Source organism: Nocardiopsis xinjiangensis YIM 90004 (assembly GCF_000341145.1).
In the GTDB taxonomy this organism is placed as follows: Bacteria; Actinomycetota; Actinomycetes; order Streptosporangiales; family Streptosporangiaceae; genus Nocardiopsis; species Nocardiopsis xinjiangensis.
The window spans coordinates 169824-195717 of sequence record NZ_ANBE01000011.1 but is presented as its reverse complement, the minus strand read 5'-3'; the positions used below and the strand labels follow the sequence as shown (position 1 = coordinate 195717).

The 25894-nt window shown below is 68.1% G+C and carries 26 protein-coding genes, 1 pseudogene and 1 riboswitch; of the genes and pseudogenes, 11 read left to right on the top strand and 16 right to left on the bottom strand.

Annotated features, from left to right (window positions below):
* The first annotated feature begins 219 nt into the window (after positions 1-219).
* The gene (locus tag D473_RS0108075; RefSeq protein ID WP_017608569.1) at positions 220-606 is read left to right on the top strand and encodes an ankyrin repeat domain-containing protein; all 387 of its coding nucleotides are present in this window, start codon (positions 220-222) and stop codon (positions 604-606) included.
* 122 nt (positions 607-728) lie between these two features.
* Here the strand turns inward: D473_RS0108075 and D473_RS0108070 are convergent, their stop codons facing one another.
* Both D473_RS0108070 and D473_RS0108065 read right to left on the bottom strand, forming a co-directional pair.
* Positions 729-2198: a catalase gene (locus D473_RS0108070; RefSeq protein WP_017608568.1), complete on the bottom strand. Its 1470-nt coding sequence runs from the start codon at positions 2196-2198 to the stop codon at positions 729-731.
* Between the two features lie 56 nt (positions 2199-2254).
* Positions 2255-2674 carry a Fur family transcriptional regulator gene (locus D473_RS0108065; RefSeq protein WP_017608567.1) on the bottom strand — a complete coding sequence of 140 codons (420 nt, stop codon included), beginning with the start codon at positions 2672-2674 and terminating at the stop codon, positions 2255-2257.
* A gap of 133 nt (positions 2675-2807) precedes the next feature.
* On the opposite strand from D473_RS0108065, the gene D473_RS0108060 reads away from it, so the two are divergent.
* A complete protein-coding gene (locus D473_RS0108060) occupies positions 2808-3785 on the top strand; it encodes an SEC-C metal-binding domain-containing protein (RefSeq protein ID WP_017608566.1) in 978 nt (325 codons plus the stop codon).
* 314 nt (positions 3786-4099) lie between these two features.
* Here D473_RS0108060 and D473_RS0108055 read toward each other — a convergent pair whose 3' ends face one another.
* Complete coding sequence (locus D473_RS0108055) at positions 4100-4534, bottom strand: hypothetical protein (protein WP_017608565.1); 435 nt, start codon at positions 4532-4534, stop codon at positions 4100-4102.
* A 270-nt stretch (positions 4535-4804) separates the two neighbouring features.
* Here D473_RS0108055 and D473_RS0108050 point away from each other — a divergent pair, with 270 nt between their 5' ends.
* From D473_RS0108050 to D473_RS0108030, 5 genes are all read left to right on the top strand, one after another.
* Positions 4805-5518: a DUF2267 domain-containing protein gene (locus D473_RS0108050; protein ID WP_017608564.1), complete on the top strand. Its 714-nt coding sequence runs from the start codon at positions 4805-4807 to the stop codon at positions 5516-5518.
* 264 nt (positions 5519-5782) lie between these two features.
* Entirely contained in the window at positions 5783-6469 is a 687-nt protein-coding gene (locus D473_RS0108045; RefSeq protein WP_338044137.1) for a Crp/Fnr family transcriptional regulator, read from the top strand.
* A gap of 119 nt (positions 6470-6588) precedes the next feature.
* Positions 6589-7419 (top strand): hypothetical protein, encoded by an 831-nt coding sequence (locus D473_RS0108040; RefSeq protein WP_017608562.1) that lies wholly within the window; start codon positions 6589-6591, stop codon positions 7417-7419.
* Complete coding sequence (locus tag D473_RS24430) at positions 7409-9490, top strand: hypothetical protein (protein WP_020380408.1); 2082 nt, start codon at positions 7409-7411, stop codon at positions 9488-9490. The genes D473_RS0108040 and D473_RS24430 overlap by 11 nt, the downstream gene beginning before the upstream one ends.
* A complete protein-coding gene (locus D473_RS0108030) occupies positions 9487-10260 on the top strand; it encodes a hypothetical protein (protein ID WP_017608561.1) in 774 nt (257 codons plus the stop codon). The genes D473_RS24430 and D473_RS0108030 overlap by 4 nt, the downstream gene beginning before the upstream one ends.
* Before the next feature lie 238 nt (positions 10261-10498).
* Here the strand turns inward: D473_RS0108030 and D473_RS0108025 are convergent, their stop codons facing one another.
* The 6 genes from D473_RS0108025 to D473_RS0108000 all read right to left on the bottom strand — a co-directional run bounded on the left by D473_RS0108025 (position 10499) and on the right by D473_RS0108000 (position 16379).
* Positions 10499-11077: a TetR/AcrR family transcriptional regulator gene (locus tag D473_RS0108025; protein WP_017608560.1), complete on the bottom strand. Its 579-nt coding sequence runs from the start codon at positions 11075-11077 to the stop codon at positions 10499-10501.
* A complete protein-coding gene (locus D473_RS24425) occupies positions 11074-12549 on the bottom strand; it encodes an MFS transporter (RefSeq protein ID WP_017608559.1) in 1476 nt (491 codons plus the stop codon). The genes D473_RS0108025 and D473_RS24425 overlap by 4 nt, the downstream gene beginning before the upstream one ends.
* Before the next feature lie 180 nt (positions 12550-12729).
* Positions 12730-14115 (bottom strand): acetyl-CoA carboxylase biotin carboxylase subunit, encoded by a 1386-nt coding sequence (locus D473_RS24420; protein ID WP_033352935.1) that lies wholly within the window; start codon positions 14113-14115, stop codon positions 12730-12732.
* Positions 14112-14411 carry an acetyl-CoA carboxylase gene (locus tag D473_RS24415; protein WP_083917931.1) on the bottom strand — a complete coding sequence of 100 codons (300 nt, stop codon included), beginning with the start codon at positions 14409-14411 and terminating at the stop codon, positions 14112-14114. Before D473_RS24415 ends, D473_RS24420 begins: the two co-directional genes overlap by 4 nt.
* Positions 14353-15336: a 5-oxoprolinase subunit C family protein gene (locus D473_RS25600; RefSeq protein ID WP_449406445.1), complete on the bottom strand. Its 984-nt coding sequence runs from the start codon at positions 15334-15336 to the stop codon at positions 14353-14355. The genes D473_RS24415 and D473_RS25600 overlap by 59 nt, the downstream gene beginning before the upstream one ends.
* A gap of 140 nt (positions 15337-15476) precedes the next feature.
* On the bottom strand, positions 15477-16379 hold the full coding sequence (locus D473_RS0108000; protein WP_026126723.1) for a 5-oxoprolinase subunit B family protein: 903 nt from the start codon (positions 16377-16379) through the stop codon (positions 15477-15479).
* A gap of 256 nt (positions 16380-16635) precedes the next feature.
* Between D473_RS0108000 and D473_RS0107995 the strand changes: the two genes are divergently transcribed.
* On the top strand, positions 16636-17403 hold the full coding sequence (locus tag D473_RS0107995) for a LamB/YcsF family protein (RefSeq protein WP_017608555.1): 768 nt from the start codon (positions 16636-16638) through the stop codon (positions 17401-17403).
* A 41-nt stretch (positions 17404-17444) separates the two neighbouring features.
* On the opposite strand, the gene D473_RS0107990 is transcribed toward D473_RS0107995, so the two are convergent.
* Positions 17445-18335, bottom strand: coding sequence for an NmrA family NAD(P)-binding protein (locus tag D473_RS0107990; RefSeq protein WP_017608554.1), 891 nt, complete (start codon positions 18333-18335; stop codon positions 17445-17447).
* 112 nt (positions 18336-18447) lie between these two features.
* Positions 18448-19677 (bottom strand): AI-2E family transporter, encoded by a 1230-nt coding sequence (locus D473_RS24405; RefSeq protein ID WP_017608553.1) that lies wholly within the window; start codon positions 19675-19677, stop codon positions 18448-18450.
* A 296-nt stretch (positions 19678-19973) separates the two neighbouring features.
* On the opposite strand from D473_RS24405, the pseudogene D473_RS28045 reads away from it, so the two are divergent.
* Positions 19974-20122, top strand: a pseudogene (locus D473_RS28045) (VOC family protein); the annotation flags it as partial.
* A gap of 68 nt (positions 20123-20190) precedes the next feature.
* Here the strand turns inward: D473_RS28045 and D473_RS0107980 are convergent.
* From D473_RS0107980 to D473_RS0107970, 4 genes are all read right to left on the bottom strand, one after another.
* Positions 20191-20988 carry an ABC transporter ATP-binding protein gene (locus D473_RS0107980; protein WP_017608552.1) on the bottom strand — a complete coding sequence of 266 codons (798 nt, stop codon included), beginning with the start codon at positions 20986-20988 and terminating at the stop codon, positions 20191-20193.
* On the bottom strand, positions 20988-21059 hold the full coding sequence (locus D473_RS28360) for a hypothetical protein (protein ID WP_275040641.1): 72 nt from the start codon (positions 21057-21059) through the stop codon (positions 20988-20990). Before D473_RS28360 ends, D473_RS0107980 begins: the two co-directional genes overlap by 1 nt.
* Positions 21047-21973, bottom strand: coding sequence for a FecCD family ABC transporter permease (locus D473_RS25595; protein WP_449406444.1), 927 nt, complete (start codon positions 21971-21973; stop codon positions 21047-21049). The genes D473_RS28360 and D473_RS25595 overlap by 13 nt, the downstream gene beginning before the upstream one ends.
* Positions 21974-22044: 71 nt before the next feature.
* Positions 22045-23028, bottom strand: coding sequence for an ABC transporter substrate-binding protein (locus D473_RS0107970; RefSeq protein WP_026126722.1), 984 nt, complete (start codon positions 23026-23028; stop codon positions 22045-22047).
* Between the two features lie 96 nt (positions 23029-23124).
* Positions 23125-23307, bottom strand: a riboswitch (cobalamin riboswitch).
* A gap of 508 nt (positions 23308-23815) precedes the next feature.
* On the opposite strand from D473_RS0107970, the gene D473_RS28040 reads away from it, so the two are divergent.
* Positions 23816-24550, top strand: a complete 735-nt coding sequence (locus D473_RS28040) for a DUF262 domain-containing protein (RefSeq protein ID WP_449406443.1) — start codon at positions 23816-23818, stop codon at positions 24548-24550.
* 37 nt (positions 24551-24587) lie between these two features.
* Complete coding sequence (locus D473_RS28035; RefSeq protein WP_241474732.1) at positions 24588-25559, top strand: hypothetical protein; 972 nt, start codon at positions 24588-24590, stop codon at positions 25557-25559.
* On the opposite strand, the gene D473_RS27630 is transcribed toward D473_RS28035, so the two are convergent.
* A complete protein-coding gene (locus tag D473_RS27630; protein ID WP_193373266.1) occupies positions 25494-25835 on the bottom strand; it encodes a hypothetical protein in 342 nt (113 codons plus the stop codon). The genes D473_RS28035 and D473_RS27630 overlap by 66 nt on opposite strands.
* Positions 25836-25894 lie beyond the last annotated feature (59 nt).

Genomic DNA, 25894 nt, shown 5'->3' with positions numbered 1-25894 from the left:
GCACGGGGGTCCTTCCCCTCGGATCTTCGGTGGGGGCGGGACGGGGTTTCTCGTGGTACCGGGGGTGGGTGGCTCGCCGGGGTCGGGCCAGGCTCGAGGCTCCGACGGACCACCACCCGCCCCGATCCCGAGTTCTCGGCCCTCACACCTTCCGCACGTGAGCCGGGACAAGCGTTTCCACATGGCCGGAACAGCCCGCACACGCTCTAGCCTGGAGCGATGAGTGGACTTTCCGAGGAGCAGACCAAACGTGTCATCGAACTGGCCATGGACCTGGCCCGAGCAGGGCAGACCGAAGAACTGCTCGAGTTCTTCGACCACGGTCTTCCGGTCGACGTGTGTGACGATGACGGCAACACCCTGTTGATGCTGGCCGCGTACCACGGTCACGCGGGTACCGTCACCGCCCTCATCGGGCGGGGCGCCGACGTGGACCTGCGCAACAACAATAATCAGGCTCCCGTGGCCGGGGCACTGTTCAAGGGCGAGGACGCCGTCGTGGCCGCGTTGGTCGAGGCCGGCGCCGACCTGGACGCGGGCATCCCCAGTGCCAGGGCCACCGCCGAGATGTTCGGGCGCAAGGACCTCCTGCCCGCGAAGGACTGACCGACGGGGCCGGGCACAGGCCCCATCAGGCAAAAAAAGGGGCCGGCGTGGTCGGTGAGGACCACGCCGGCCCCTCATGTGCGCGGATGCCGTTCAGGGCATCTCACGTGGCACATTCATTCTCAGAGGTTGCCGGCCTTGAGGGCCTCGATGGCCTTGCGCACACCCTCACCGTAGGCCGGGTCGGCCTTGGTGCAGTTGTTGATGTGGCGTTCGACGACGACCTCGGAAGCACCGTCGATGGCGCGAGCGGTGTTGGCGAACAGCCGCTGCTGCTCCTCCGAGCTCATCATGCGGAACAGGTCACCGGGCTGCTGGAAGTAGTTGTCGTCGTCCTCGCGGTAGTCGAACCGGTCGGCGGTGGCCCCCACACCCTGCGAAGGCTCGGCGTAGGCCGGCTGCTCGGCCCAACGGCCGTAGGAGTTGGGCTCGATGCCGGGCACACCGCCCTGGTTGCCGTCCACACGCATGGCACCGTCACGGTGGTAGGTGTTGACCTGCTTGACCCCACGCGGGTAGTTCACCGGGATCTGGTGGTGGTTGACACCCACGCGGTAACGGGCGGCGTCACCGTAGGAGAAGAGACGGCCCTGCAGCATACGGTCCGGGGAGGCACCGATGCCCGGGACCAGGTTCGCCGGGGTGAAGGCGGCCTGCTCCACGTCGGCGAAGTAGTTCTCCGGGTTGCGGTTGAGCTCGAACTCACCGACCTCGATGAGCGGGTAGTCCTTCTTGGACCAGACCTTGGTCAGGTCGAAGGGGTGGAAGCGGTAGTTCTCCGCCTCCGCCTCCGGCATGATCTGGACGTAGAGGGTCCACTTGGGGTTGTCGCCGCGCTCGATGGCCTCGAACAGGTCCTTCTGGGCGGACTCGCGGTCGTCGGCGACGACCTCGGCGGCCTCCTCGTCGGTCAGGTTCTCGATGCCCTGCTGGGTACGGAAGTGGAACTTGACCCAGTAACGCTCGTTGTCGTCGTTGATGAACGAGAAGGTGTGCGAACCGAAACCGTGCATGTTGCGGTAGCCCGAGGGGATACCGCGGTCCGACATCACGATGGTGACCTGGTGCAGGGCCTCGGGCAGGTTGGTCCAGAAGTCCCAGTTGTTCTCGGCCGAGCGCATGTTGGTGCGCGGGTCGCGCTTGACGGCGCGGTTGAGGTCGGGGAACTTCAGCGGGTCGCGGAAGAAGAAGACCGGGGTGTTGTTTCCGACGACGTCCCAGTTGCCCTCTTCGGTGTAGAAGCGCAGCGAGAAACCGCGGATGTCGCGCTCGGCGTCGGCGGCGCCGCGCTCACCGGCGACGGTGGAGAAGCGGGCGAACATCTCGGTCTGCTTGCCGACCTCGGAGAAGATCGCAGCCTTGGTGTACTGGGTGATGTCCTGGGTGACGGTGAAAGTACCCCAGGCACCCGAACCCTTGGCGTGCATGCGGCGCTCGGGGATGACCTCACGGGAGAAGTGCGCCAGCTTCTCGAGGAACCACAGGTCCTGGAGCAGCATCGGGCCGCGCGGGCCGGCTGTGAGGCTGTCCTGGTTGTTGGCGACCGGTGCACCACTGGCCGTGGTCATCGGGTTGGTGTTGTCTTGCGACATGGACTCCTGCTTCCTTGGGTGAAGACCTTCGATGCTGTGCGACAAGAGCTGGAGGATCAGGCTGCTTGACACGCGGGGCACATGCCCCAATAGGTGACCTCGACCTCGTCGACGACGAAGCCGTGGTCGTCCGAGCCCTCGAGGCAGGGCGTGTCTCCTGTGGCGCAGTCCACGTCCGAGATCGCGCCGCATCGACGGCAGATCACGTGGTGGTGGTTGTCGCCCACACGGCGCTCGTAGCGTGCGGGTGACCCCTCGGGTTCGATACGCCGTAGGAGTCCTGCTCCGGTCAGGGCGTTGAGGACGTCGTACACCGCTTGATTGGACACCGCACCGAGCCGAGCGCGGGCCACCTGGAGTACGGCGGCGGCGTCGGAGTGCGGGTGGGCCTCGACAGCCTCCAGTACCGCGACCCGGGGCCCGGTCACACGTAGCGAAGCTGCCCGGAGGACAGTTTCGGTGTCGGTCTGGTGCATGGCCCCAGTAAAGCACCTTTTCTTGAGTAGATCCAATCTTGGAGTCATGCTGCTTTAGTCACAGCGGCACACACCCTACGAGAGCCCGCGGCCCCTCGGAGAACCTCGGCCGATGCGGCACTAACCTGTGCCCATGACCGAAAGCGCGACCCCGGCCCCGCTCCCGCCCGAACTGGTGACGGCCGTCCTGGACCTCGATCTGCCCCAACGCCACGTGGACGCCATGGCCGCCGCCCCCGAAACCGTCGGTGACATCCTCCTGGAGGCCGCCGGGGAGCTGCGCGAGCACGACGCCGCCTCCGCCGAGGCCCTCCTCCAGGTCCTTCGCGAACACGCCCCGCAGGAGGACCACCGCCAGTACGCCGCACACATGCTCTCGCAGATCCTGCGCTCCGATGGCCGAACCGAGGAGGCCGACCGGCTCATCGGCGACCTCCTGCGCCCCGGTGCGCTCGGACGCGGGATGGCGGCCGTCCTCGCCGAGGAGTACGCCGAGAGCGCACCCGAGACCGCCCTGTACTGCTACAACGTGGCCTGCCGCAGTATCCTGGCCCAACCCGCGCAGATCGTCCGGCAGCTCGATCCCCTCGGGCTCGTCCTGCTCACCGGACGCGCACGCGTGCGCGAACGCCTCGGACTCGCCCCCGACGCCCACGACGAGCAGGCCCGCGCCGCCGACGAGTCCGGGCCCGGGATCGGCACCGAGACGGACATGCTCGAACAGGCCCTGCACGGCGCCTCGCAGGAGGAGGAAGGCGGCGGCCCGGCCGTGTACGTGGCCTACGCGCGCGAACACCTCGACGAGGCCCGCGCGCACGGCCTGGTCACCGACGCGCACACCCACCACCACGACGTCGAACGCGCCCTGCGCGCTGCCGCCCGGGACACCCCCGGCGTGCCGCTGCACACCGCCACGGCCACACCCGACCAGATCACCGCCTTCGCCATGGCCGCCGACCTCGACCCGGCCGATCCCGCCACCCGCGAGCGTTGGGCCCAGGCCCTGGACCCCGGTGCTCTGCAGCCCTGGCCGCCCGAGCGCAACCAGGCCTGCTGGTGCGGGGCCGGGCGTAAGTACAAGAAGTGCTGCGGGTCGCCGACCGTGCGCTGACACCGGGGGAGAGGCCCGCAGCGCACCGGCCGGTACCGAACACACGGCCGGGATCACCGGTGGCCTCACCAGGGGCGAAGGTCTTTGCGGCCCATCGTGGGCCAGTGTGGTCCCTGGCCAACACCCGGTCCGCCCCCAGGACGATCAGGAGCGCGAAGATCTGCCCGCGGTTGGTGGTGTCCACCCCGCGAACACCTCCTCCAACAGGATGCACCGGGGCGCGTGGGGACCGGTGGCGCAGTGCCTCGTCCACCTCGGGTCCCGTCCGTTCCGTGTTCTCGGATGCAACCGTGTGCGCGATGCACAGGGGGCGCTCAGTTCTCGTGGAAAACGGCGAGATCGATCTCGGGTGCGTCCGTGTACCTCACCCCTTCCTCCGGTGGGAGAGGCTCTCCCGATGCCGCGTCCATGCAGTGGGCGTCGAACATCGCGGTCTCGTCGAGCGGGTACAGGGTGCGGTCGCACGCCCACCATCCGCGAACCAGCTTCACGGGGATGTCGACCCCGTCCGTGCGTGTGTGTGAGACCTCGTCGGTGAAGCTGCGCAGCACCACCGACGCGAGGTCTCCGCGTGCCAGGGCGGTGCACAGCCTTTCGACCACCGCCGGGAGCTCGACCCGGAAGCCCTCTCCCCGGCGCTCGACGGCCGTGGACCGCACGCTTCCGGTGTTGACGGTCAGGATGTGGTTCTCGTGGGGCAGGTCCGAGAAGAGCGCGGCCAGCAGGAGGGGGGCGAGTGAAGAGGACATGTCATGAGTATCGCGCGATGTACAGGCCCGGAACGGGTTGTCCACAGGCCGGATTCGGGGACCGATGGTGCGGTGGCCGAAGAACCGCGTCCTGCGCTCTGCACCGGGCGCCCTCCGGACAACACTGGGACCGATCGAGCGGCCGTCGGCGCCGGTACCGGCCACGGCCCGCACCGGCGCCCCCGACGTTTGGCGAGGCCGTCCCCGGTCAGGACCACGAACAGGGACCGGAGCGCGAACACGCCGGTCCCAGCGACTCGAGGGGGACGAATGATCGCTTACCAGGAACTCATGGAGCATGTGGTCCGCGAGGGGAACGCGGTCGACAAAGACGAGGCGCGCCGGGCACTGGAGGCAGTGACGGGTGCCCTGGCCCGGCACACCAGACCGGACACACGCAAACGCCTGCGCGCAGACTTCCCCGCGGCTCTGCGGGATCACGTCCCCGCCCAGCCGGACGCTCCCGAGATGGAGACGACGGGAGCACTCTCGGAGGAGGTCGCACAAGAGATCGGCTGCCCCGAGGAGAAGGGGGTGCGCTTGGTGGGGGCGGTCCTGACCGGGATCCGTGAGAGTGAACCGGGGCTCGCCGAAGACCTGGCTTCCCAGCTTCCCGGCGAGCTCGCCCAGTGGGCCCATGATCCCGAGGGCGCTCACGGGCGTGCCGACACCGGGGAGTCCGGGAGCCCGAGCCGGCTCGATCGACCGACGCTGGAGCGGGCGCTGGAGCGGCTCCCCGCCTGGCAGGGCGACACCGCCGGCCTGACCAGGGACGTGGAGCTGCCCACCGACCGGGTCACCCCGCTGCTGAACCAGGCGGAGAAGGCCGCGCGCCGACTCGGGCACTCCTTCGAACACCGCACCACCGACAGCGGGGTCACCTTTACCGTGCGGACCGAGTCGACCGGTGCCGTGACCACCCGCGACATCGAGATGGCCGAACGCATCGACGCGGCCGTGGCCACCATCGGCTCGGGCGGCTGAGGCCGCCCCGCACCGGTCGCGGGCGCGCGTGCCCGCCCCGGGGCACGGATGACTCGTCCATGCCCCGGGTCGTGCCCGGACGATCGAGACCGACAGGATTCTTGTACCGGCTCTGCTCATCTGGACATGGAGGGTGCACGCACGGTGCACAGGGGTGGCCGGGTTCGGCCATGAACGGGCGGTTCCCCCCTTCCGGGGTGAGAATTCCGGGAGACCGTCAAGAAAAGAGGAATACCCCCGATGCTCAGGCGTGGTTTTGGTGGGCTGATCACCGATGCACAGTGGAGGACCCTGACCTCCTCGATCGTTCCGCGTGCTTTCACCCCGGGCCAGACTCTCCTACGCCAGGGAGATAACGGTGCCGGCGTACATTTGATCCTCAACGGCAGCGCACGAGTCGTTTCCGTGAGCACGGACGGTACTGCTGTCCCTTTGGCGTTCCGGACCTCCGGTGAGGTCCTGGGGGAACCGGCGCTCACAGCTGTGGGCAGGGTCCGCAACGCCACCGTGACCGCGGTCAACGGCGGGAGCACCGTGTTCCTCTCCGCAGAGCGTTTTCAACGCAGACTCACTGAGCTCGGCCTCGAAACGGCGTTGTGGCGCAGTGTTCTCATGCGTCAGGCCGAGAGTGATCAGCTCCGGGTCCAGCAGGCGACTCTGTCGGCCGAGCGCAGACTGTCGGCGGCGCTCGTCCAGCTCGCCGGGATGTTGGGTGAGCCCATGCCGCCTGCCTTGGGCCGAGCGGGTGTGCCGCAGGGTGGCGGTCACCTGTTGCGTATCGCCCTGCCGCAAGAAGATATCGCCGGTTTTGTGGGGTTGTCCCGCACCTCGGTCCACAACGCCTACACAAAATTGAAGGAGAAAATGCTGATCAGGACCGGACGGCAGTACGTCGCCCTCCTCGATCTGGCGGCCCTGAAGTCCTTGGCCCACGGCTCACCCAAGGACTGATGACGTGTTTCACCTCACACCTCGCTCGTAGCGTTCAGAAATGAACAGAGCAAGAACCTGCGTACGTGGAGGCTGACGTTCGGCAGTCGAAAAGCGGCTGCCCGACGTGAGGAGCCACCATGGACATCGATCTTTCCTCGCTCGGTAAGAGTGCGCCCTTGCCTCCCTACCGGGCCGTTCTCGCCGTGGACATGGAGAACTTCAGCCGTACCAGTGCCCACCATCAGCAGATCATCGGCCCCATGATCCTGAAGGTCCTGGAACAGGCGTTCACCCGTTCCGATATGCTTTCGGTCTGGAAAAACGCGCGTTTTCCCCGGCACAACGGCGACGGGTACGTGATGGGGGCCGATCCCGAACACCTGCCGTTCCTCATCGATCCGTTCCTCGAAGAGCTCCAGCGCGCGCTGAAAGAGGTCCAACCTTTCCTGGCCGCCCACGACCGCAGTCTACGTATGCGCCTGCGTGCGAGCATCGACGTCGGCCCTTTGCCGGACCTGGGTGACGGAAGCGGGATCGATGCCATGGGCGAAGCAATGATCAGTACCCACCGTCTCCTGGACTCGGACCCGGTCCGCGACGAACTCAAGCACACCGATCCCGACACCACTCTGCTGGCGACCATTGTTTCCCGGCGCGTTTACGAGGAGGTGGTGCTGGGCGGTTTCACCTCGATCAGTAGTGCCCGGTGGAAGCCCGTCCACGCTTCCGTACCCAGCAAGGACTTCCAGGCGGAGGGGTACCTCTTCGTACCCACACCCTCCTGGGGCTCTCCGCCGGAACAACCCGTGGAGACCCCTGGCGGAGGTGGTCGTTCGGATGCGTCGGGCCCGGCGTCCGACTCCCCGGACTCTCCGACCGTCAACCAGGTCGGGCACAACAGCGGCCAGATGTTCCAAGCCGGAACGGTCCACGGAGGTGTCAACTTCGGGGGCCGTGATGAGCGCTGAGCGTGAGAAGGAGAACGGGCCGGAGGAGGGCACCGACCGCCAGGACCAGAAGGGCCCGGCATCGGGGGAGGAGACACGGCCCACGGACGACCGGGACGACCAGAACGACAGGGACGAGCGGTCCGAGACGCAGCGACGCAAGGAGCAGTGGGCGAACCGGATACGGAAGAACACCGGGCAGGCGCTCCAGGCCGGGGAGATCAAGGGCGACGTCCATTATCACCAGCACATCGGTGAACAGACGACACGAAGGCTCAGGCAGACCGCTGAGGTGCCGCGGGAGCGGGTGGAAGAGGTGGTCTCTACCTTCTGCCCCCCGGACACACACGCGTATTCGGCCTTTCTCGCCGGACTCGACCGATCGGGGACCGGGGTCATCATGGGAAGGCCCGGTACCGGTCGCACGGTGACGGCCATCCACTCTCTGGTGAGTTGTCGGCCCGGAAAACCGATCGAACAGCTCACTCTCGATCTCGAGGAGAAGGACGCCGGCGTCTCCCACATCGACCTCGACGCCGACCATACGTATTATCTCGACCTGACTTCGTTCCCCGCCCTGGAGAGCACGCACCAGGTCGCCTTGCGCAATCTGGTGAAGCAAAATCGTGTGGCAGAGAGCATGCTGGTCTTCATCGCTCGTGCCGAACAGGCGAACGAACATGTGCAGGACCTGCAGAGCCGGTTGACCATCGACGGATCGGCCCGCGCCGTCGACGTCTTCGACCGGGTGATGCGCAGCCGCTGCGGAGACACCGACACTGCACACTGGCTCGGACACCGTGGGCTCCAGGAGACTCTGGACGGAGCCGAACCCGTCCGGGCCCTGCGGATCGTTCACAAAGCGAAGGAGTGCCGTCCGGGGGAAGGAGCCCTCACCGACGAGGACTACACCACCTGGATCAAAGAGGTCCTCCAGGAGTGCGCCGACGCCACCGAAGAGCTGGCAAGTTGGTTCAAGCGCCAGGATTTGGACACCGAGTTCCGACGGGTGCTTCTGGCCACAGTGGCCGTGCTCGAGGGCGGCCACCGTACGGTGATCGTCGAACACGCCGACCGGCTGGCCAGAAGATGGCACATTCCCTCGCTCTGGCGCACCCCTATCTCCGGTGAAGGCCTCACGCCACACCTTTGGGAGACGGGCGCCCAAGTGCGGGAGGACACTGTGCGTTTCAAGCGGCCGGGGAGCGCCGCCGACGTGCTCGACTACCTCTGGCGGGAGCATCCCGGTACTCGTGGCTCTCTCCAGGAATGGGCGGCCGAGGCTGTGCTCGACCTCCCGACGGACAGGAAGGTCGAGGCCGCACGGCGTTGGTTCGAGCTGGCGCGGCGCCACGAGGACGTGGCCCCGGTGCAGTCCCTGATCAACTTCTGGGGGGTCTCCCGCGACTTGATGTGGTATGCGGTTCCGGCGATCGCCGAAGCAGCGGTCACCCCCGAGTTGGGGGCACTGGTCCGGGCCGCCCTGTATGACATCGTGCGGAGCACCGGATCGCCGATGAAGGACCGGACCGTTCTGGAAGTCTGCCGAGTCTATGGTCGTGTGCGTCCCGAAAGCGCTCTGACCAGGATCCGGCTCATCACGGAGAAGGCCTCGGCCCTGTGGGACCAGAATCTGGTCAGCGCGCTCCAGGACATCGCGGCCGAACCCGACCACACTGCCGTGGTTCTACGGACCCTGGGAAGTTGGACGGCGGATCCCGGGAAAGGACGTAGGAAAGCGGTGGCGGGCACGGCCCTGGCACGCCTTCTCGGTGACCGCGGCGACGCCTCCGTACCAACTGTGCTCAGTGACGGTGTGGCCCCCGATGTGCTCGTCGATGCTTGGCGCACGCTCACGAGTGCCGGACAGAAGACCGGCCGACCGCTGTGGAACTGGTTCGACTTCCTGGAGTCCGGAGGCCGCGAGCGCAAGGCAGCGTTCGAGGTCCTCTGGTCGGCTGCGCACGGTGACGAGGTCTTCCACCGTGACCTGGAACGGTCCGTCCAACGCTGGAAGTGCGCCCATGAATTGGAGGGGACGGTCCCGGACCGGCTGCTCGAGCTGCTGAACGAACGTGAGGAGGACCGGTGATCGGACGCCGCAGGAACACCCGAGGTGAGGTCCCGTCCTGGAGCATCGCCTTCAGGCCCCCCGATGACACACACGCCTTTCAGGCACGTGTCCCGACCAATGCCGAGGGCATGTGGTTCGACGGTTCCTTCGAGGTCATCGTCTCGTGGAACGGCGCTTCCCCCGTAGCCCGGGCCCGGGCTACGGCACGGATCCAACGTGAGGTCATCCGTGTGGCAACGGAGGTGGGGGCGCGGTACTGCCTCGGTGACCGGGGCACGGCCGAGGCCGAGATCGCCTGTGCGGTCTCCGACAAGCAAGGGTTTCGTGACGACGCCGTACGCGACGTCGCCGTCTCCGTCACGTTGGCTGCCGACAAGGACGACCTGGCCATCGAACGTGAACGCGAACGGGTCGGTCCACGCAACGAGGTGCACAAGGCCATCCACCGTGTGCGCATGCAGCGGGTGGACGAACTGCGCCGGGACGTGCTCAGCGATCCGGAGGTCGCCCGCGTGTGGTGGTACGAACAGAACCCCGAGATGCTGTACGAGATCGAGAAGGCCGGGGAGGCCCTTGATGCCATGGCCACCACGGCCGAAGGGGCGACACCGGCCGTAGGCACGGGTGAGGGTAAGGCGGACCCCATCCTGGAGGCCTTCGTCGGAGGGTTGGACGAGGAGGAGAAGGAAGCGGTCCTGACACGGTTGACCCGTATGTTGGAGGGGCTCGGGCGCCCGGATCTGGCCGAACGGTTGCGGCAGCACTGGTCGCCGTCGCCTCCCGGCTGATGGAGACGTACCCCCCGTCCGGTCCGGAACACGTCCCGGGCCGGCCTCCGGCGCTGCGCTGGGCCCACTCCGCTCGGAGACGGGTGCCCACGCGGTACAGCCGCACATCGGGTTCCCCGCCCTCGGCCGCCATGTACGTGTGGTGCGGCTGCCTGCGGCGGTCGGTGGGCGATCCCGGATCGATCAGCAGGCGCATGGTCGGCAGGTCAGCTGCTCGGGCGGGTCAGGGGCCGCGGCTTCAGCGCGTGGGGCCGGGGCCTGGTTGCTCCGGCTGCGCGCAGGCGTCGATCTGTGTCTGCACGAGCGGTCCGTACAGGTCCAGGATCGCGTCGCGGGAGACCTCCTCGGTGGGAAACAGACCCAGGACCCTGATCCCTTCGGCCAGACCGAGTATCTGGGAAGCGACAGCGCTCGCGTGGCGGCGGTCGGGGGTGGTGTCCCCGATCAGGTCGCCGAAGCGGCTCAGGAGCCGCCCCCGTACCTCTTCGCGGGTGTGGTCGGGGTCGGGTGACTCGCGCACGTGGGAGACCGCGACCAGCAGAGGGTCGGAGATCCCGTGTTCACGCCGGGTGAGGATCTTCTGCACCAGGGCGCGCCCCAGCTGGGAGCGGGGCAGATCCAGTTCGGCCAACGGGATGTCGTTGGGGCCCAATTCGTTGAACAGCTCGGCCTTGCTCTGGTAATGCTTCATCACCAGGGCGGGGGAGACCCCTGCGGCCGCGGCGATGTCTCGGATGGTCACCTCTGTGTAGCCGTGTTCGGAGAAGAGCTGCCGTGCGGCGCTGAGAATGGTGCTCCGGCTGTCGGGCCTGCTCATGATCCCACCTGTTCCTCGTTTTCTCCGGCGCGGTGTGCCGGGTCGGCCCCTGCGGCCCCGCTGGGCGTTGCGTCCGCCTCCTCCTCGGTGTCTCTGCGGACCGGGATGAAGGCGGCGAACAGCACACTGGCCGTGCACACGGCCAGACCGAGGAAGAGAGCCAGGGTCATGGCCTCACCGGAGGGGAAGACCGCCCCGTCCACGGTCACGGTCAGCGACGCGAAGACCAGGGCGGTCACGGCGCTGCTGCTGGAGGTGCCCAGCGACCGGACCAGGGTGTTGAGCCCGTTCGCCGAGGCGGTCTCCCTCCGGGGCGCGGACGCCATGATCAGGGTGGGCATCGCCGCGAAGGCGATGGCGCTGCCCACGCTGACGCTCATGTTGCCCAACATGACTTCCCAGACGGCGTCGTTGTTGAACATGCGCCACAGGTAGGTCAGGCCCATGACCGCTCCGCCGAGCAGCAGTGTCGGTTTTCCGCCCCACCGGTTGAGCATACGGCTGGAGACCGGCGAGAAGACGAGCATCATCAGGCCGCCCGGCACCATCGCCAGCCCGGCGACGGCCACAGGCAGGGCCAGACCGTACCCGGTCTCGGTGGGGACCTGCAGTTCCTGAGTGGTGACCAGGCTGTTCAGGAACATCGAGAACCCGACGAAGTAGGAGGAGACGTTGGTGAGCAGGATGGGGCGCCGGAAGGCCGTGCGCAGGTTCACCATGGGCTCGCGCGTGCGCAGTTGCAAGGGGACCCAGATCGCCAGCGAGACGGCCGAGAGCGCGGCCAGGCCGATGACCTGCCCGCTGGCCCATCCCCACGACGCACCCTTGGACAGCGGGAGCAGAAGGCTGACGAGGACGACCGTGAGTACGAGTGCGCCGGGAATGTCGAAACGTCCGGGGAAGCGCTGACCGGACTCGTCGAGCACCAGAAGGAGGACGGCGATGAGGATCGCGCCGACCAGTGCGGTGGACCAGAACAGGGAGGTCCACCCGAACGCGCTGTAGAGCACGCCGGACAGGGGCAGGCCCAGCGCGGAGCCGATACCGAGGGTGGCGCTCATCAGGGCGATGCCCCCGGAGAGTTTCTCCTTGGGCAGTTGGTCGCGCATCACGCTCATGCCGACGGGGATCAGGGAAGTGCCGAACCCTTGCATGGCGCGGCCGATGAGCATCGAGGCGAAGTTCCCGCCCAGCGCCGCGATGAGCGAGCCCACGGTCATGACCGACAGCGCCAGGAGCAGCATCCTGCGCTTGCCGTACATGTCGGCCATACGGGAGACGATCGGCGTGGCCACGGCTCCGGTCAGCAGTGTCGCGGTGACCAGCCAGGAGGCGTCGCCGGCGGAGACGTCGAGGATCGACGGCAGGTCCGGCAGCAGCGGGATGACGAGCGTCTGCTGCAGTGAGACGACCATGCCGCAGAGGGTGAGGACTCCCATGGTGACCCAGGAGGGCACACGTAGGACGGACATACTTCGGCTCCAGGGCGACGAGCGGTGGTGGGCGCACGGGGGCGCACGACATAGGGGTGAACGGCTGTTCACCTTCTTCGAGTGAACACCCGTTCACCCCGATGCGTCAAGCGCTGCGCCCCTCATGGGGCCTATGTCACCTGGGGCCTGTGTCGGCGCGGGCCGCCTCCGAGAACGCGCTCAACCGGAGGGGGAACGCTCCCCGGACGGGGCAGAGAGGCGACCGCCGAGAGCGTGTTCGAGCCAACCGATGTCCACCGCCCCGGAACAGAACTCCGGGTCGGCCAGAAGGCGTTCATGCAGGGCCTTCGTGCTGCTCACGCCCTCGATCTCCAGCTCTGCCAGAGCTTGGCGGGCCCGTGCCAGGGCCTGGGGGCGGTCCGCGCCCCAACAGACCACCTTGGCCAGCAGCGAATCGTAGAACGGGCTGATCGTGTCAGCGGCGGTGAAACCGGTGTCCACACGCACACCCGGGCCGCCGGGGACGGTGAAGGCGTCCAGTGTGCCGGGCGTGGGCGCGAAACCGTTCTCCGGGCTCTCCGCGTTGATGCGGACCTCCACGGCGGCCCCGTTCACCGTCAGGTCGGACTGGTCGAAGGCCAGGGCGGCGCCCGAGGCGATCCTGAGCTGTTCCGCGACCAGATCCACCCCCGTGACCGACTCGGTGACCGGGTGCTCCACCTGGATCCGGGTGTTCATCTCCATGAAGTACACCGAGCCGTCCGGCCGCACCAGGAACTCCACGGTCCCCGCGCCGACATAGCCCACGTGCCGGGCGAGCCGCACAGCGGCGGCCACGGCCTCCTCACGGGCCCCGGGGTCCAAACGGGGGGCCGGTGCCTCCTCCACCAGTTTCTGCCGGCGCCGCTGGACCGAACAATCGCGCTCGAACAGGTGCACGGCGTTGCCGTGGGTGTCGGCGAGGACCTGCACCTCGATGTGGCGGGCACCCTCCACGGCGCGCTCCAGGTACAGGGTGCCGTCCCCGAACGTCCCGGCCGCTTCCGCGCCGGCCGCGGCAAACACCTCGGCGAGCTCTTCGGGGCCGGCCACCCGGCGGATGCCGCGGCCCCCTCCACCCGCGGATGCCTTGACCAGTAGGGGATAGCCCACGGTCTCGGCCTCTCGCAGCGCGGCGTCCACATCGGTCAAGGGACCGGAGCCCGGGACCACCGGGACGCCGGCCGAGGACGCGGTCCCACGCGCACGTGACTTGTCGCCCATGAGGCCGATCACCTCGGCCGGGGGCCCGATGAAGACCAGACCGCGCTCCCGTGCCGCCCGGGCGAACCCCTCGTTCTCGGAGAGGAAGCCGTAGCCCGGGTGCACGGCATCGGCCCCCGTGTCCTCGGCTGCCTCCAGCACGGCCCCGGTGTCGAGATAGGACTTCTGCGCGGGAGAGCCGCCGATGTACCGGGCGTCGTCGGCGAGCCGGACCCAGTGCGCGTCGGTGTCGGCCCTCGAGTACACCGCGACCGCCTCGATACCGGCCACATGGCATGCTCGGACGATCCGCAGAGCGATCTCGCCCCGGTTCGCCACCAGGACCCGTCGTAGTTCGTTCAAGGCCCGCCCCCGTCCCTGCTGTCTCCGGAACCGTGTGTGGTGCCTTCGGCCCCGGGGAGTCGGTCCTGGAGTTCGGCGATGTCCTGGCTGATGGAGACCTCGTCGCCGTCCTCGGCCAGGAACCGGGTGAGGGTTCCCGCCTGTTCGGCCTTGATCTCGTTGAAGTTCTTCATCACCTCGATCAGAGCGATCGTCTGCCCCGGTTCGACGGCCTCGCCCTCCTGTACATAAGGCTCCTCATCGGGGGAGGGACGACGGTAGAAAACTCCGGGCATGGCTGTCTTGACGGTCCTCACGTGGGCCTTCCTTCCTCGTTGCGGGCCGGCCCGCAGGCCCTGGCTCTTCCTGGGCGGCGGTCTCCCCACCAGAGGAGTGGGCCGGTGGTCCTCTCTCAAGCGTGTGCGCTCTTCTCGCGCAGGGACGCGCGTACTCGCTCGAGCCGGGCGCTGCGGCCGGCGCGGGCATCCAGGGCCGTCTGCAGGTCCACGGGTTCGAAACGCACGAGGTCGCCGGTCTTGGCCTGGGCGATGCGGTCCCGGTCGACCGAGATGATCGTGCCCACCGTGGCGNCTCGTATCCGCTGGGAACCTGGATCGAGCCGATGGGATAGCCCAGATCGACCACGTTCGCGGGATCGCTCCCGGCCCCGTGGGGCGGCTCCCGGTCCACGAAGTCGATCCGGCCCCCGCGCAGCCGGTAACCGATCCGGTCGGCGTCCTTGGTGACCTTCCACTCCATCTCGGAGAACGCGCGCAGGGACTCCTCGGTGACGCGGTAGCTGCACAGGCCGATCACGGTGCGCAACGCTGTCACGGCGGACAGGTCGGGGCGCAGGGCGGCCGTGACCGCGGACCCCGTCGGAGGCGGCGAGGCGTGTTCTTGCGGCCCCAGGGGGAGCAGGTCGCCTTCGGCGATGGGCCGTCCCTCGAACCCGCCCAGCCCCGTGAGCGTGTACGTGGACCGGGAACCGAGGTAGGGCTGCACCCCGATACCGCCGCTGACCGCGATGTAGGGGCGGGCCCCGCCGGTGAGCATGGAGAACTGCAGCACGTCCCCGGCCTGCACCGCCAGCGTCTGCCACATCGGTACGGTTTCGTCGTTGATGCTGATCGGCGCCGTGGCCCCCGTCACCGCCACACACCGGTCGTCGGTGAACTCCAGGGTCGGCCCGACGTAGGTCGCCTCCAGGGCGGCCGCCTCCTCGGGGTTGCCGACCAACATGTTGGCCACCCGGTGGGAGAACTGGTCCATCGCTCCGGAGGGAGGTATCCCAAACGAGTAGTAGCCGTCGCGTCCGGTGTCCTGCACAGTGGTGTGCAGGCCCCCGTTGCGCACCACGGCCACCCTTCCGGCCCGCTCACTCATCGGTACAGCACCTCCAGGATGTCGGCGTTGACCCCGTCCGGGTCGGCCAGGAAGTGCGCCGGGGCGAACTCGAACTCCCTGATGCGGTAACGGAACGTGCCCCGCTCCACCTCGGCCCTGACCGAGTCGAACTCGGCCCGGTCGATGGAGCGGTAACGCAGGATGTCGCCGGGCCGGGGAAAGACGATGCTGTCGTGGAAGTCGGGCAGGCTTTGGCTCAGGTCGAACACGGGGGCCGGCGCGAGCCCGAACAACTGGTAGCCGCCGGCGCCGCGCACCGGGTACACGACCGAGAACGCCCCGCCGTGGCCGAAAGCCCGTTCCGGGGTGTCGGTCCGCGGCCGCACGTACTTGGGTACCTCGATCTGCCGCCGCCGCGGCACCATCTGATAGCAGAACGGCAACCCCGGCACGAAACCGACCATGGTGACCAGGAACGGAGCCCCCGACAAGGCCTCGATCAACTCCGGAACGGAGGCGAAACCGTTGATCCGGGCCGCGTATTCGAGGTCGGTGCTCTCAGGGGCCTGGTGTGCGTCGCGGAACCGCATGAGGGTCTCGTGGGTCCAGGGGTCGTTGTAGAGGACGGGTACGTCGACAACGCGCGTCCGTACGACCTTGTCCGGGGCCAACGGCGCGACCGAACGCTCCAACCGTTCCAGATGCTGCACCAGTTCCGCCGGATGGATCCGCTCGGGGTCGACCCGGACCAGGTAGGAGGCGTTCGACGAGCAGATGTCGAGCACGCCCTCCACGTTCTCCGCCTGCAGAGCGGAGGTGATGGCCATGGCCTTGAAATTGGCCTCCAGACTCATGGCCCGATCCAGTTCGACGAAAACGAACTCGTCTCCGCCGTAGTCGTAGCGGGCCGGTGGCAGTTCCATCGATCTCCTGGCCATGGATCGCCTCCCCGTGGGCGCTGTTCGCCACCGCACTGACCTGCTGTTCCGCGATGGTCGAGCTCACCGGCAACCTTCCCAGGAGACCCTGGGCCGTACCCGTCGCCCACGCCGGAGTTCTGGTGCCCGCCCCGGCCCGGGCCAGGCATGGCCCGGGCCGGGGCGGGAATCCCGAGGTTGCTGGTGCACGCGTTCGTGTCTGCGATCCGCGCCCCGGGCTCCGAGCACGGACCGGGCGCCTCACAGGGGGCTGCTGATGAAGAAACTCATCGATCTGAACGCCGACGCGGGGGAGAGCTTGGGCCGGTGGACCTTGGGCCACGACGAGCAACTGCTGCCCATGGTCTCGTCGGTGAACGTGGCCTGCGGTTGGCACGCCGGCGACCCGGCCACGATGCGCAGATCGGTCGAACTCGCGCGAACGGGCGAAACAGCGCTGGGAGCGCACCCCGGCCTGCCCGACCTGGCCGGTTTCGGGCGCCGGTCGATGGCGCTGTCACCGCAGGAGGCCGCCGACACGTGTGTGTACCAGTACGGTGCGCTGCAGGCCTTCGCCGAGGGCGCGGGCGTTCCCGTCCGGCACGTGAAGGCCCACGGTGCGCTGTACGGCCTGTCCCTGCGCGAGCCCGGAGTTGCCGCCGCCATCGCCGATGCCGTCACCGAACGCGGCATGATCACGGTGCTGCTGGCCGGGCCCACGGCCGACCGGGCCCAGGCCCGCGGAGCGAGGGTGGCCCGTGAGGCCTTCGCCGACCTGGAGTACGACGACGACGGCGCCATCATCATCGAACCCGCACCCGAGCCCAAGGATCCGCAGGCGTGCGCCGACAAGGCGCTGGGCATCCTGCGGGGCTCCGTACGCTCCACGGGCGGGAAGGAGATCGCCGTGGAGGCCGACACGATCTGCATCCACGGCGACCGTCCCAACGCAGTCGAGGTCGCCGGGGCGATCACGCGGGCCTTCGCCGAGGAAGGCGTGCGCATGGCCCCGATGGCCGAGGTGCTGGCTGCCAGAGGAGCGTGAGGGGGCCGAGGCGGACACGGTCGGCCCGGCCCGCCCGGACCTCAGAGCACGGGCCGCAAATGGGCGTGGGCCCAGCCCGCGAGCGTGGTCGGTGTGGTGGTGAGAACACTGCGTTCCTGCTCGGGTGTGAAGTCCTCGCGCAGACCTGCCGACATGCCCACCAGGCCTTCGATCTGTCCGGTACTCAACCCGACGGAGCCCAGAGCGGCGCGCATCTGCTCGTCGGAGATCCGCTCGGCACGTACCCGCAGCCCCAAGGCCCGGCTCAGGATCTGCGCCACACGCGAGAAGCTCAGGTCCTCGGGGCCGTGCACGGCCTGCACCTGCCTGCCCGACCAGTTGCCGGCCAGGAGTCTGGCAGCCGCCACCTCGCCGATGTCGCGTGGATCGACCCAGGGCATGGCCTGATCGAGCGGCCACGGTGTGCTCAGCACGCCCTCGCGCAGCGAGTCCGACTCCATGGCCAGGTTGGTGAAGAAATAACCGCAGCGCAGGTGCAGCACGTGGGCCCCGGTGGCATCCAGCGCCTGCTCGGTCCGGGCCAGCCCGTCGATCTCGCCGGCCCCGTGCCGCTTCTCCGCCCCCACACTGCTGAGGAACACGGTGTGCGCGATGCCGTTCTCCCGCACCGCTCGCGCCGCGTTGGCGCCCAAGCGGGCATGGCCGGCGACCGGGTCCTCCTCCGGAGTGGGTGGATCCACCCAGAAGAGGCGGTCGGCGCCCCGCGTCGCGCGCAGGACGGAATCGGCTTCTTCCTGGTCGCCCTGCACGAGGTCGACCCGCTCGCGCGTGTGCGGGTCGAGTTTGTCGGGATCGCGCAGCAGCAGGGTCGGGCGCACCCCCGCCTGCAACAACAACTGCACGACCCGCGAGCCCACGTGCCCGGTGGGTGTGGTGACGACGATCTTTGTGTCCGTGTGTGCGTGTGCCATGTCCGGACGCTACAACCGGCCTACGACGAAGCACGGCCGCGGCAACACCCCGGCTCTGCCATCAACCCCGGCGCGCTGGGACCGGACGCCGCCCGCTCACCGCGCAGGCGGATCACGATCGCGGCTCTCCGCCTTCTCCCTGCGACTCGGAAGAGGGCTCGTCCCCGCTCTCGCCGTGCCCGTCCGGTGCCGGGGCTTCCCCCTTCCGGTGGGCGGCCGGGGCTGCTTTGCCCTCCTTCTTGTCGGCGGGCAGCAGGTAGTGCTCTGCGACCTCGTACCGGCGGATGTAGGTGCCCAGGAACGCCTGCAGGCTCGCACCCACCGGGAGCGCGAGCAAGGCCCCGGGTGCTCCCAGGACGGCGACACCGGCGATGACCGAGCCGAAAGCCACCGCCGGGTGCATGTCCAGGGTCATGGCGGTGATGCGCGGCTGGAGCAGATAGTTCTCGAACTGCTGGTAGATGACGACGAACACCAGCACCCACACGGCCGGCCACACGCCTTCCACCAGAGCCACCAGCACGGGAGCGGCGCCGCCGATGTAGGTACCGATGGTGGGGATGAACTGGGACAGCACACCCATCCACAGCGCCAGGGCGAACGCGAAGGGAACGTCCAGCACGAAGAGCACCGCGTAGTGCGCGCCCGCGCAGACCACGGCCAACAGCGCCCGGGAGTAGAGGTATCCGCCCGTCTTGCTGATGGCGATCTCCCAGGCCCGCAGCGCCTCGCGCTGGGTGGGCGGAGGCAGGACCGAGCAGATCACACGCCGAAAACGCGGACCGTCGGCGCACAGGTAGAAGGTGAACAGCGCGATCGTCAGCGTGTTGAACAGCAACGCCAGAACGGTCGTCCCGGCGCCCCAGAGGTTGTCGGCGATGCCGGAGGCGTACTGCTCGAGCAAGCCGCTGGCGTTGGAGAGCTCACTGAGCAGGGCGGTGGGGGAGTAAGAGGTGTCGAACGTGGTGTTGACCCAGTTCAGCGCGGTGCGGGCCATCGCGGGTACTTCGGAGGCAAAAGCCAGGATCTGGCTGAGCAGCATGGATCCGAGCAGGCTGACGAAGGCTGCGATCAGTGCCAGCAGCAGGAGCATCACCGCCCCGGTGGCCGCCCCGCGCGGCCACTGGTGCCGGTGGAGCCAGTTGACCGCGGGTTCCAGTGCCAGCGCGAGGAACAGCGAGATCAACAGCAGCATGAGCAGGTTCTGCAACCGGACGAACAGCCACAGGGCGAGACCGAAAGCCGTGACGAGCCACAGGGCCAGCATCATGGCGCGGGGAAGCCAGGGCGGCATACCGTCGCTGCGGTCGTGGCGCGAGGGCCTGGGTGAGGTGGTGCTCATGGGTAAGCCGGTTCTTCCTCGCTGTGCGCGGTGTGTGAGGGGACTGTCCTCTGTATCCGGGGCGGCTCGCGCCCCACCGGACGATAGTGCTCCCGCCGGCCTCGGCCCTTCCACCACCGCCGCACTGTCTCCGGTACTTCCTCCGGTTCTCCGAGGACCGTGGTGCCTTGTGCACACCCGGCCGGCGGAGGACGCTCCCGGCCGCTTCGAACACCAGGAGCCGGCCCGTGTGCGTGAAGAGCAAGCGTAAATCAGTGGTGTTCTGCACGCGGAACCGGAAGGCTCGCCCGCATGGTGAGGTGCGCCGGCTGAGGGGACCCGGCGCCACCTTCGTCGCCGACCACCGCGACCCTGATGGTTCGGGTGGGCGGTCCCCGCCGATCCCGAAGGGAACGAATTCTGTGTCCTGCGCAGTGAGTCCGACCGGGCCGCCGTGGACACCTGACGCGCACACACCGTCCCGGCCGGTTGCCCGAGCCGGCCAACGCGCGGACGTCGCGTGGCCGGGGCGCCTCAGTGCGGAACGGCCGGAGGGTGGAACCACAGGTGCGGGCGCCCGGTTCGCGGGTGGACGTCGACGTCCGCTTCGACATCGTAGACCTGCGCCATCAGGTCCGCGGTGAGTACCTCCCCAGGGGGCCCCGCAGCCGCGACCCGCCCCTGGTGCAGTACGACCAGGCGGTCACAGAAAGCCGCGGCGAGGTTCAAATCGTGCAACGCCGCCAGCACCGTCAGCCCGGAGTGTTCCACCATCGCCAAGAGCTGGAGGGCGTGGCCGACGTCGAGGTGGTTCGTCGGCTCGTCGAGCACCAGCAGAGACGGCTCCTGCGTCAAGGCCCGCGCGAGATGGGCGCGCTGCTGCTCGCCACCGGAGAGCGTGTGCCAACGGCGGTGCGCGAGGTGAGTGAGGCCGACCCGTTCGAGCTGATGCATCGCGATGGTCACGTCCGTGACCGAGTCCGCTTGCAGAGCGGCCCGGTAGGGAGTGCGACCGAGCAGGACCACGTCCAGCACACTGAGGTCGATGTCGGTGTCGGAACGCTGTTCGACGAGCGCCAGGCGCCGTGCCAGGGCACGGCGCGGCAGTTCGTGCACGTTGTCGGAGCCGATGTGTATGACACCCTCATCGAGCTTGCCCAGTCGCGCGAGCCCGCGCAACAGAGTCGACTTGCCCGACCCGTTCGGTCCGAGCAGGCCGGTGAAACTCCCGGTGGGGACCTGCACGTCGACGTTCGCGAGAATGCGCTGCCCCTCGACCGACCAGGAAACGTCGGCGGCCGTGAGCGATTCGCCTTCGGTGAGGTGGGTCATCAGCGATCAACCTTGCGTCTCAGAATCCACAGGAACACCGGCACGCCCAGCATCGCGGTCATGATGCCCACAGGCAGATCCCGTGGCTCGAACGCGATGCGGGCGGCCACATCGNCGGCCCCCGCCGGTGGTCCGGGCCGACCAGCGCCCGCACCGCGTGCGGGATCAGCAGCCCCACGAACCCGATGGACCCGGAACCGGCGACCAGCACACCGGTCACGAGCGCGCACACGACCAACAGCACCCATCGGACCCGCTGGACGTCGATGCCCAGGCTGGTGGCAGTGTCCTCACCGAACGCGAACGCGTTCAGTTGCCGGGCGGCGAAACCGCAGACCAACAGCCCGACCAGCACGGCCGAGGCCATGGTGTACACGCTCGGCAGCCGTGCCGCGGCCAGGGAACCGGACAGCCAGAACTGCGCCTCCTGGGTGGCGTGCGGGTCGGCGACCCAAATGATCAGGAAGGAGGTCACGGCGGAAGCGAAGGCACCGACGGCGACCCCGGCAAGGATCATGCGTGTGGACGTGAGACGGCCGGACCGTTGCCCCAGGGCCAGCACGAGCACGAACGCGCCCAGCGCGCCGACGAACGCACCGCCGGCGATGCCGAGACTGCCCAGGCTCACACCGGCGACGATCACCGAGACCGCCCCGAGCGAAGCACCCGAGGAGATACCGAGCAGGTAGGGGTCGGCCATCGGGTTGCGGGTCAGCGTCTGCATCACGGCACCGACCACCGCCAGCCCTCCACCGACCAGCGCAGCCGCGAGCACTCGCGGTAGGCGCATCTCCCACATCAGGTTCGCGCGAAGGTCGCTGACTCCGTCGACGCCGTACAGCCCGAGCATGTCGATACGCAACCAGGCCAGGCCGAGCCGGTCGGTCGCGATGGTCCACACCTCGCGGACCGACAGGTCGCTCTGCCCGAGGGCGACCGAAACGCCGATCGATACCGTCAGCAGTGCGAGGGCGAGCAGGAACACCAGGCCCAGCGATCCGCTCGTGTCCACCGGCGCGACCGTGCGCCGCTCGGCCTCTCGGACGGGGGAGACACTCACCGGGCGCCACCGTCGGACAGGTACGCGCCGATCGTCTCGATGGCGGTGACGTTCTGCAGCCCGGGAGTGGTCTGGGAGAACGGCAGCTCGACGACCGCGTCCTCACGGAAGGCCCGCAACTCCCGCAGGGTCGCATCGCCCTCGATGAAGGAGAGCTTGTCGTCGATGTCCTCCCCACCGAAGTCGGCGACGACCACCAGGTCGGGGTCGCGCTCGACGACCTGCTCCCAGCTGGTACTGGACCAGTGGCCGGGAAGATCCTCGAAGGCGTTGTTCACGCCGAGCTCGCGCAGGATCATGCCGGGGCCGCCGCAACAAGCGCCGGCGGCCGGACCGTCGCCGGTGCCCATGTCCCACCAGAAGACGTCCAGGTCACCGACCTCCTCGGGGAGGTCGGCGCGGACCGAGTCCAGGGTCTCCTGCTGCTCGGCGACGATCTCTTCGGCCCGTTCCCCGGCGCCCACCAGCGCGGCGACCTCGCGCAGCCCGGTCCAGATCTCGTCGAACTCCAGCGGCTGCTCGTCGTCGCGGTCGGGGCAGCGGTCGGGCGCGAGGTAGCTCTGCACGCCCAGATCCTGCAGCTCCCCGCGGGTGGCCACGCCCCCGTCCTGGCGGAACGCGCTCGGATAGACCGAGTAGATGAAGTCCGGTTCGGTCTGCAGGATCGTTTCGGAGCTCGGATAGTCCTCCCCGCCGGGGTGGACGATGTCGAGCCCTTCGGCCTCCTGCCGTACGTCCTCGGGCATGCGCTCCAGGTCGCCGACGGCACCGACGATGCGGTCCTGGACGCCCAGCGCGATCAGGTTCTCGATCGCGCTCGGGTTCATGGCGAAGATGCGCTCCGGCGGGGACTCGAAGGTGACTTCCATGCCGCAGTTGTCGACGCCGGCCCCATCGGCGGCCGCGGGAGGGGGATCGGAAGAATCGGCGCTCGCACAACCCGACAACAGCAGTACTGCGGCCGACAACACCGCGGGCACACGGCCCGGGGAACCAGGGCCGCTGCCTCGCACGGCAAGGGAGCGGACAGGACACAACGTGAGCACGACCAAGGCCGCCTTTCCACACCTCGTGGACGGATCGAGCGTGCCGTGGCCGGTCTCCTGGCTGACGGGTCGAACGGATCACGCGGCGTCTTCCCGGACCAAACTGTGGTCCAGTGACCCCATTGCGGGCGCGCGTGACCTTCCCGAACACAGTGGCGAGGGCCGCGCCGGTCTTGCACCGGCTTCCCGAGCACCACGGCCTGAGGGACCCTACACGGGGCGGCCCGGGCGCTTTCGCGTCGGGGCGTGCCTTGCCCCCACCCTGCCCGCGACGGATCCGGTCCCAAAGGGTTCAGGGATTCAGGCCCCGCAAACGCATCGTGATCTGGCAGGTGCACGGGTCACCGTGGTCGGTGACGTGCTCCAGGGCAGCAGCCCGCCCCTGGCATGCCCGTCCCACCCCACCCAGTGCGGCGTGCGCTTCGCTCAGGCCGAGTAACGCCACTCGCGTTCAACCCCGCAGACCGAGCAATCCCATCGCTTGGCCCTGCTACCCGTCTGTGACCACATCCGGCCAAGGAGAATCCCGCGACGGGTAAGGGGGCGGCCGAGTGGATGGGGTTCCATGGTTCGGACAGCTGTCACCGTGCTGTCCCGAGACGGCCCCTGCGGTGTCGGCGAGAACACGGGTGTTGCACTCGGCCGATGCGGGCGTCGCCGAGGTGCTGCTCGGCGCATCCGCCCCCTTGCTCGCCTCTGATCCCTTTGCCCGTACCCGGAAATGACAAGGACCCCCATGGCGGTAGAAAACTTCGACAGCACCAAAGAGTTCCTGGAAGAACTACTCAAGAAAGTGGCCGACGGCCGTATCCAACTCCCCGACTTCCAGCGGGGATGGGTTTGGTCCCAGGAAGGCATCGCCAGCCTGCTCGCCTCCATATCCCAGGGATACCCGGTCGGTACGCTCATGTTCCTGCGAGCCGGAGGAGAAACACGTTTTCGGCAGCGTTCGGTCGAAGGGGTCCACACGGTTGTCAACGACGCCGAATCACTCATCCTCGACGGGCAACAGCGGATGACTTCGCTGTTCCAATCCATTGCTCTCAACTCCCCCGTCCAGACGCATGACGAGAGGGGTAGGAAGATCATGGGCTGGTTCTACCTAGACATCGAGGCGGCGGTGAACTCGGAGACCGACCGTGAGCTCGCGGTGAAGTTCCTGCCCAAGGACAGGATCGACCGGAACCCCCGTAGGAAGACCACTCTGGACTGCTCCACGCCGGAGAAGGAGTACGAGGCCAAGCTCTTTCCTCTGAATCAGATTATGGATTCCAGCGACTGGGCGGAAGGGTTTCGCGAATACTACGATTACGCCAAGCCCATACGGGAGTTGTGGAAAAACTTCAGTACCGATGTCGTCAAGCGTTTCGAGCGGTACCAACTTCCGTTGATCGAGCTCGGCAAGGAGACGCCGCGCGAGGCGGTGTGCCAGGTATTCGNCCTTTGCCGCCGATGAGTTCGAGCTGCGTCCGGACTGGGAGGAACGGCGGAATGTGTGGCTGAAGGACAGCCGGTACAGGGTGCTCGAACACGTGAAGGACACCGACTTCCTCCAGATCGTCACACTGCTCGCCACCCAGGAACGGAACCATGTCTGGCTCGCAGGAGGAGGGGACCGGGATCGGGCGCCCAGGGTCGGCTGCCGCCGTGCCGAGATGCTGCGGTTGTCGCTGGAGGACTACCAGGGATGGGCGGACAGGGCCGTCGGTGCGCTGCTGACCACCGCGGAGTTCCTCTACGAGCAAAGCGTGTACGACACCAAGTTCCTGCCCTACGGGACCCAGATCATCCCCCTCGCAGCGATCTTCGCGACCCTCGGGGAAGAGGCGAAGACCCCTTCCGCGCGTGAAAAGATCTCCCGGTGGTTCTGGTGCGGGATTCTCGGCGAGATGTATGGGGGCAGTACCGAGTCCCGGTTCGCCCGGGATCTGCCTGACGTCGTCGCCTGGGTGCGAGGCAAGCCCTCCGTGCCGCGCACGGTGGAGGAGGCCCAGTTCTCCGCAGGGCGCCTCGAAACACTGCGCACCCGTAACAGCGCTGCTTACAAGGGCATCTACGCCCTACTGCTCAAGCGCGACATCAGCGACTGGCGGACGGGAGCCAACATCAAGGCGGACACGTACTTCGACCACGCCATCGACATCCACCATCTCTTCCCGCAGAAGTGGTGCGAGGACCAGGGCATCCCACGCGACCGGTACGACGGCATCGTCAACAAGACACCCCTGTCGGCCAAGACCAACAGGTCCATCGGAGGACGCGCACCCAGCTCGTACCTCGAGCGCATCCAAGAGGAGAACAAGACTTCCACCGAGCAGATGGACTCCTACGTGGAACGGCACCTGATCGATCCTGAGCACCTGCGCACGGACGACTTCGAGACCTTCTACGAAACCCGCTCAGCCCTGTTGACCGGTCTGGTCGCCGAGGCCATGGGCAAACCCGTCACTCCGGCGGGGGAGTAGAGGAACAGCTGGTTCTGCGCTCGGGTGGGGCGTCTCGGAAAGGAACGACGGCCCGCCCGAGCCGAAATCGTACCCGGTGCCGGCGCTGAGCAGCGGGTCCGGGATTCCCCGCGTCCGGTTCCCGCGCCGCAGCTGTGTCCATGCCGCGAAGCCGCGGACGCGGTGCTGCATGACCCGGTAGGGCCGGCCTTCCTCGGTGTTCCACTGGCCGACGGTCAGGTGCAGATCCTCCAGCGTCGAGCCGGGGATGACGTATCCGCCGTAGAACTGGGCCACGTGGGAGTCGTCCTCATAGCCCCACGCGCCGCCCCGGAGGAGCGCCCCGGAGGAGGGTG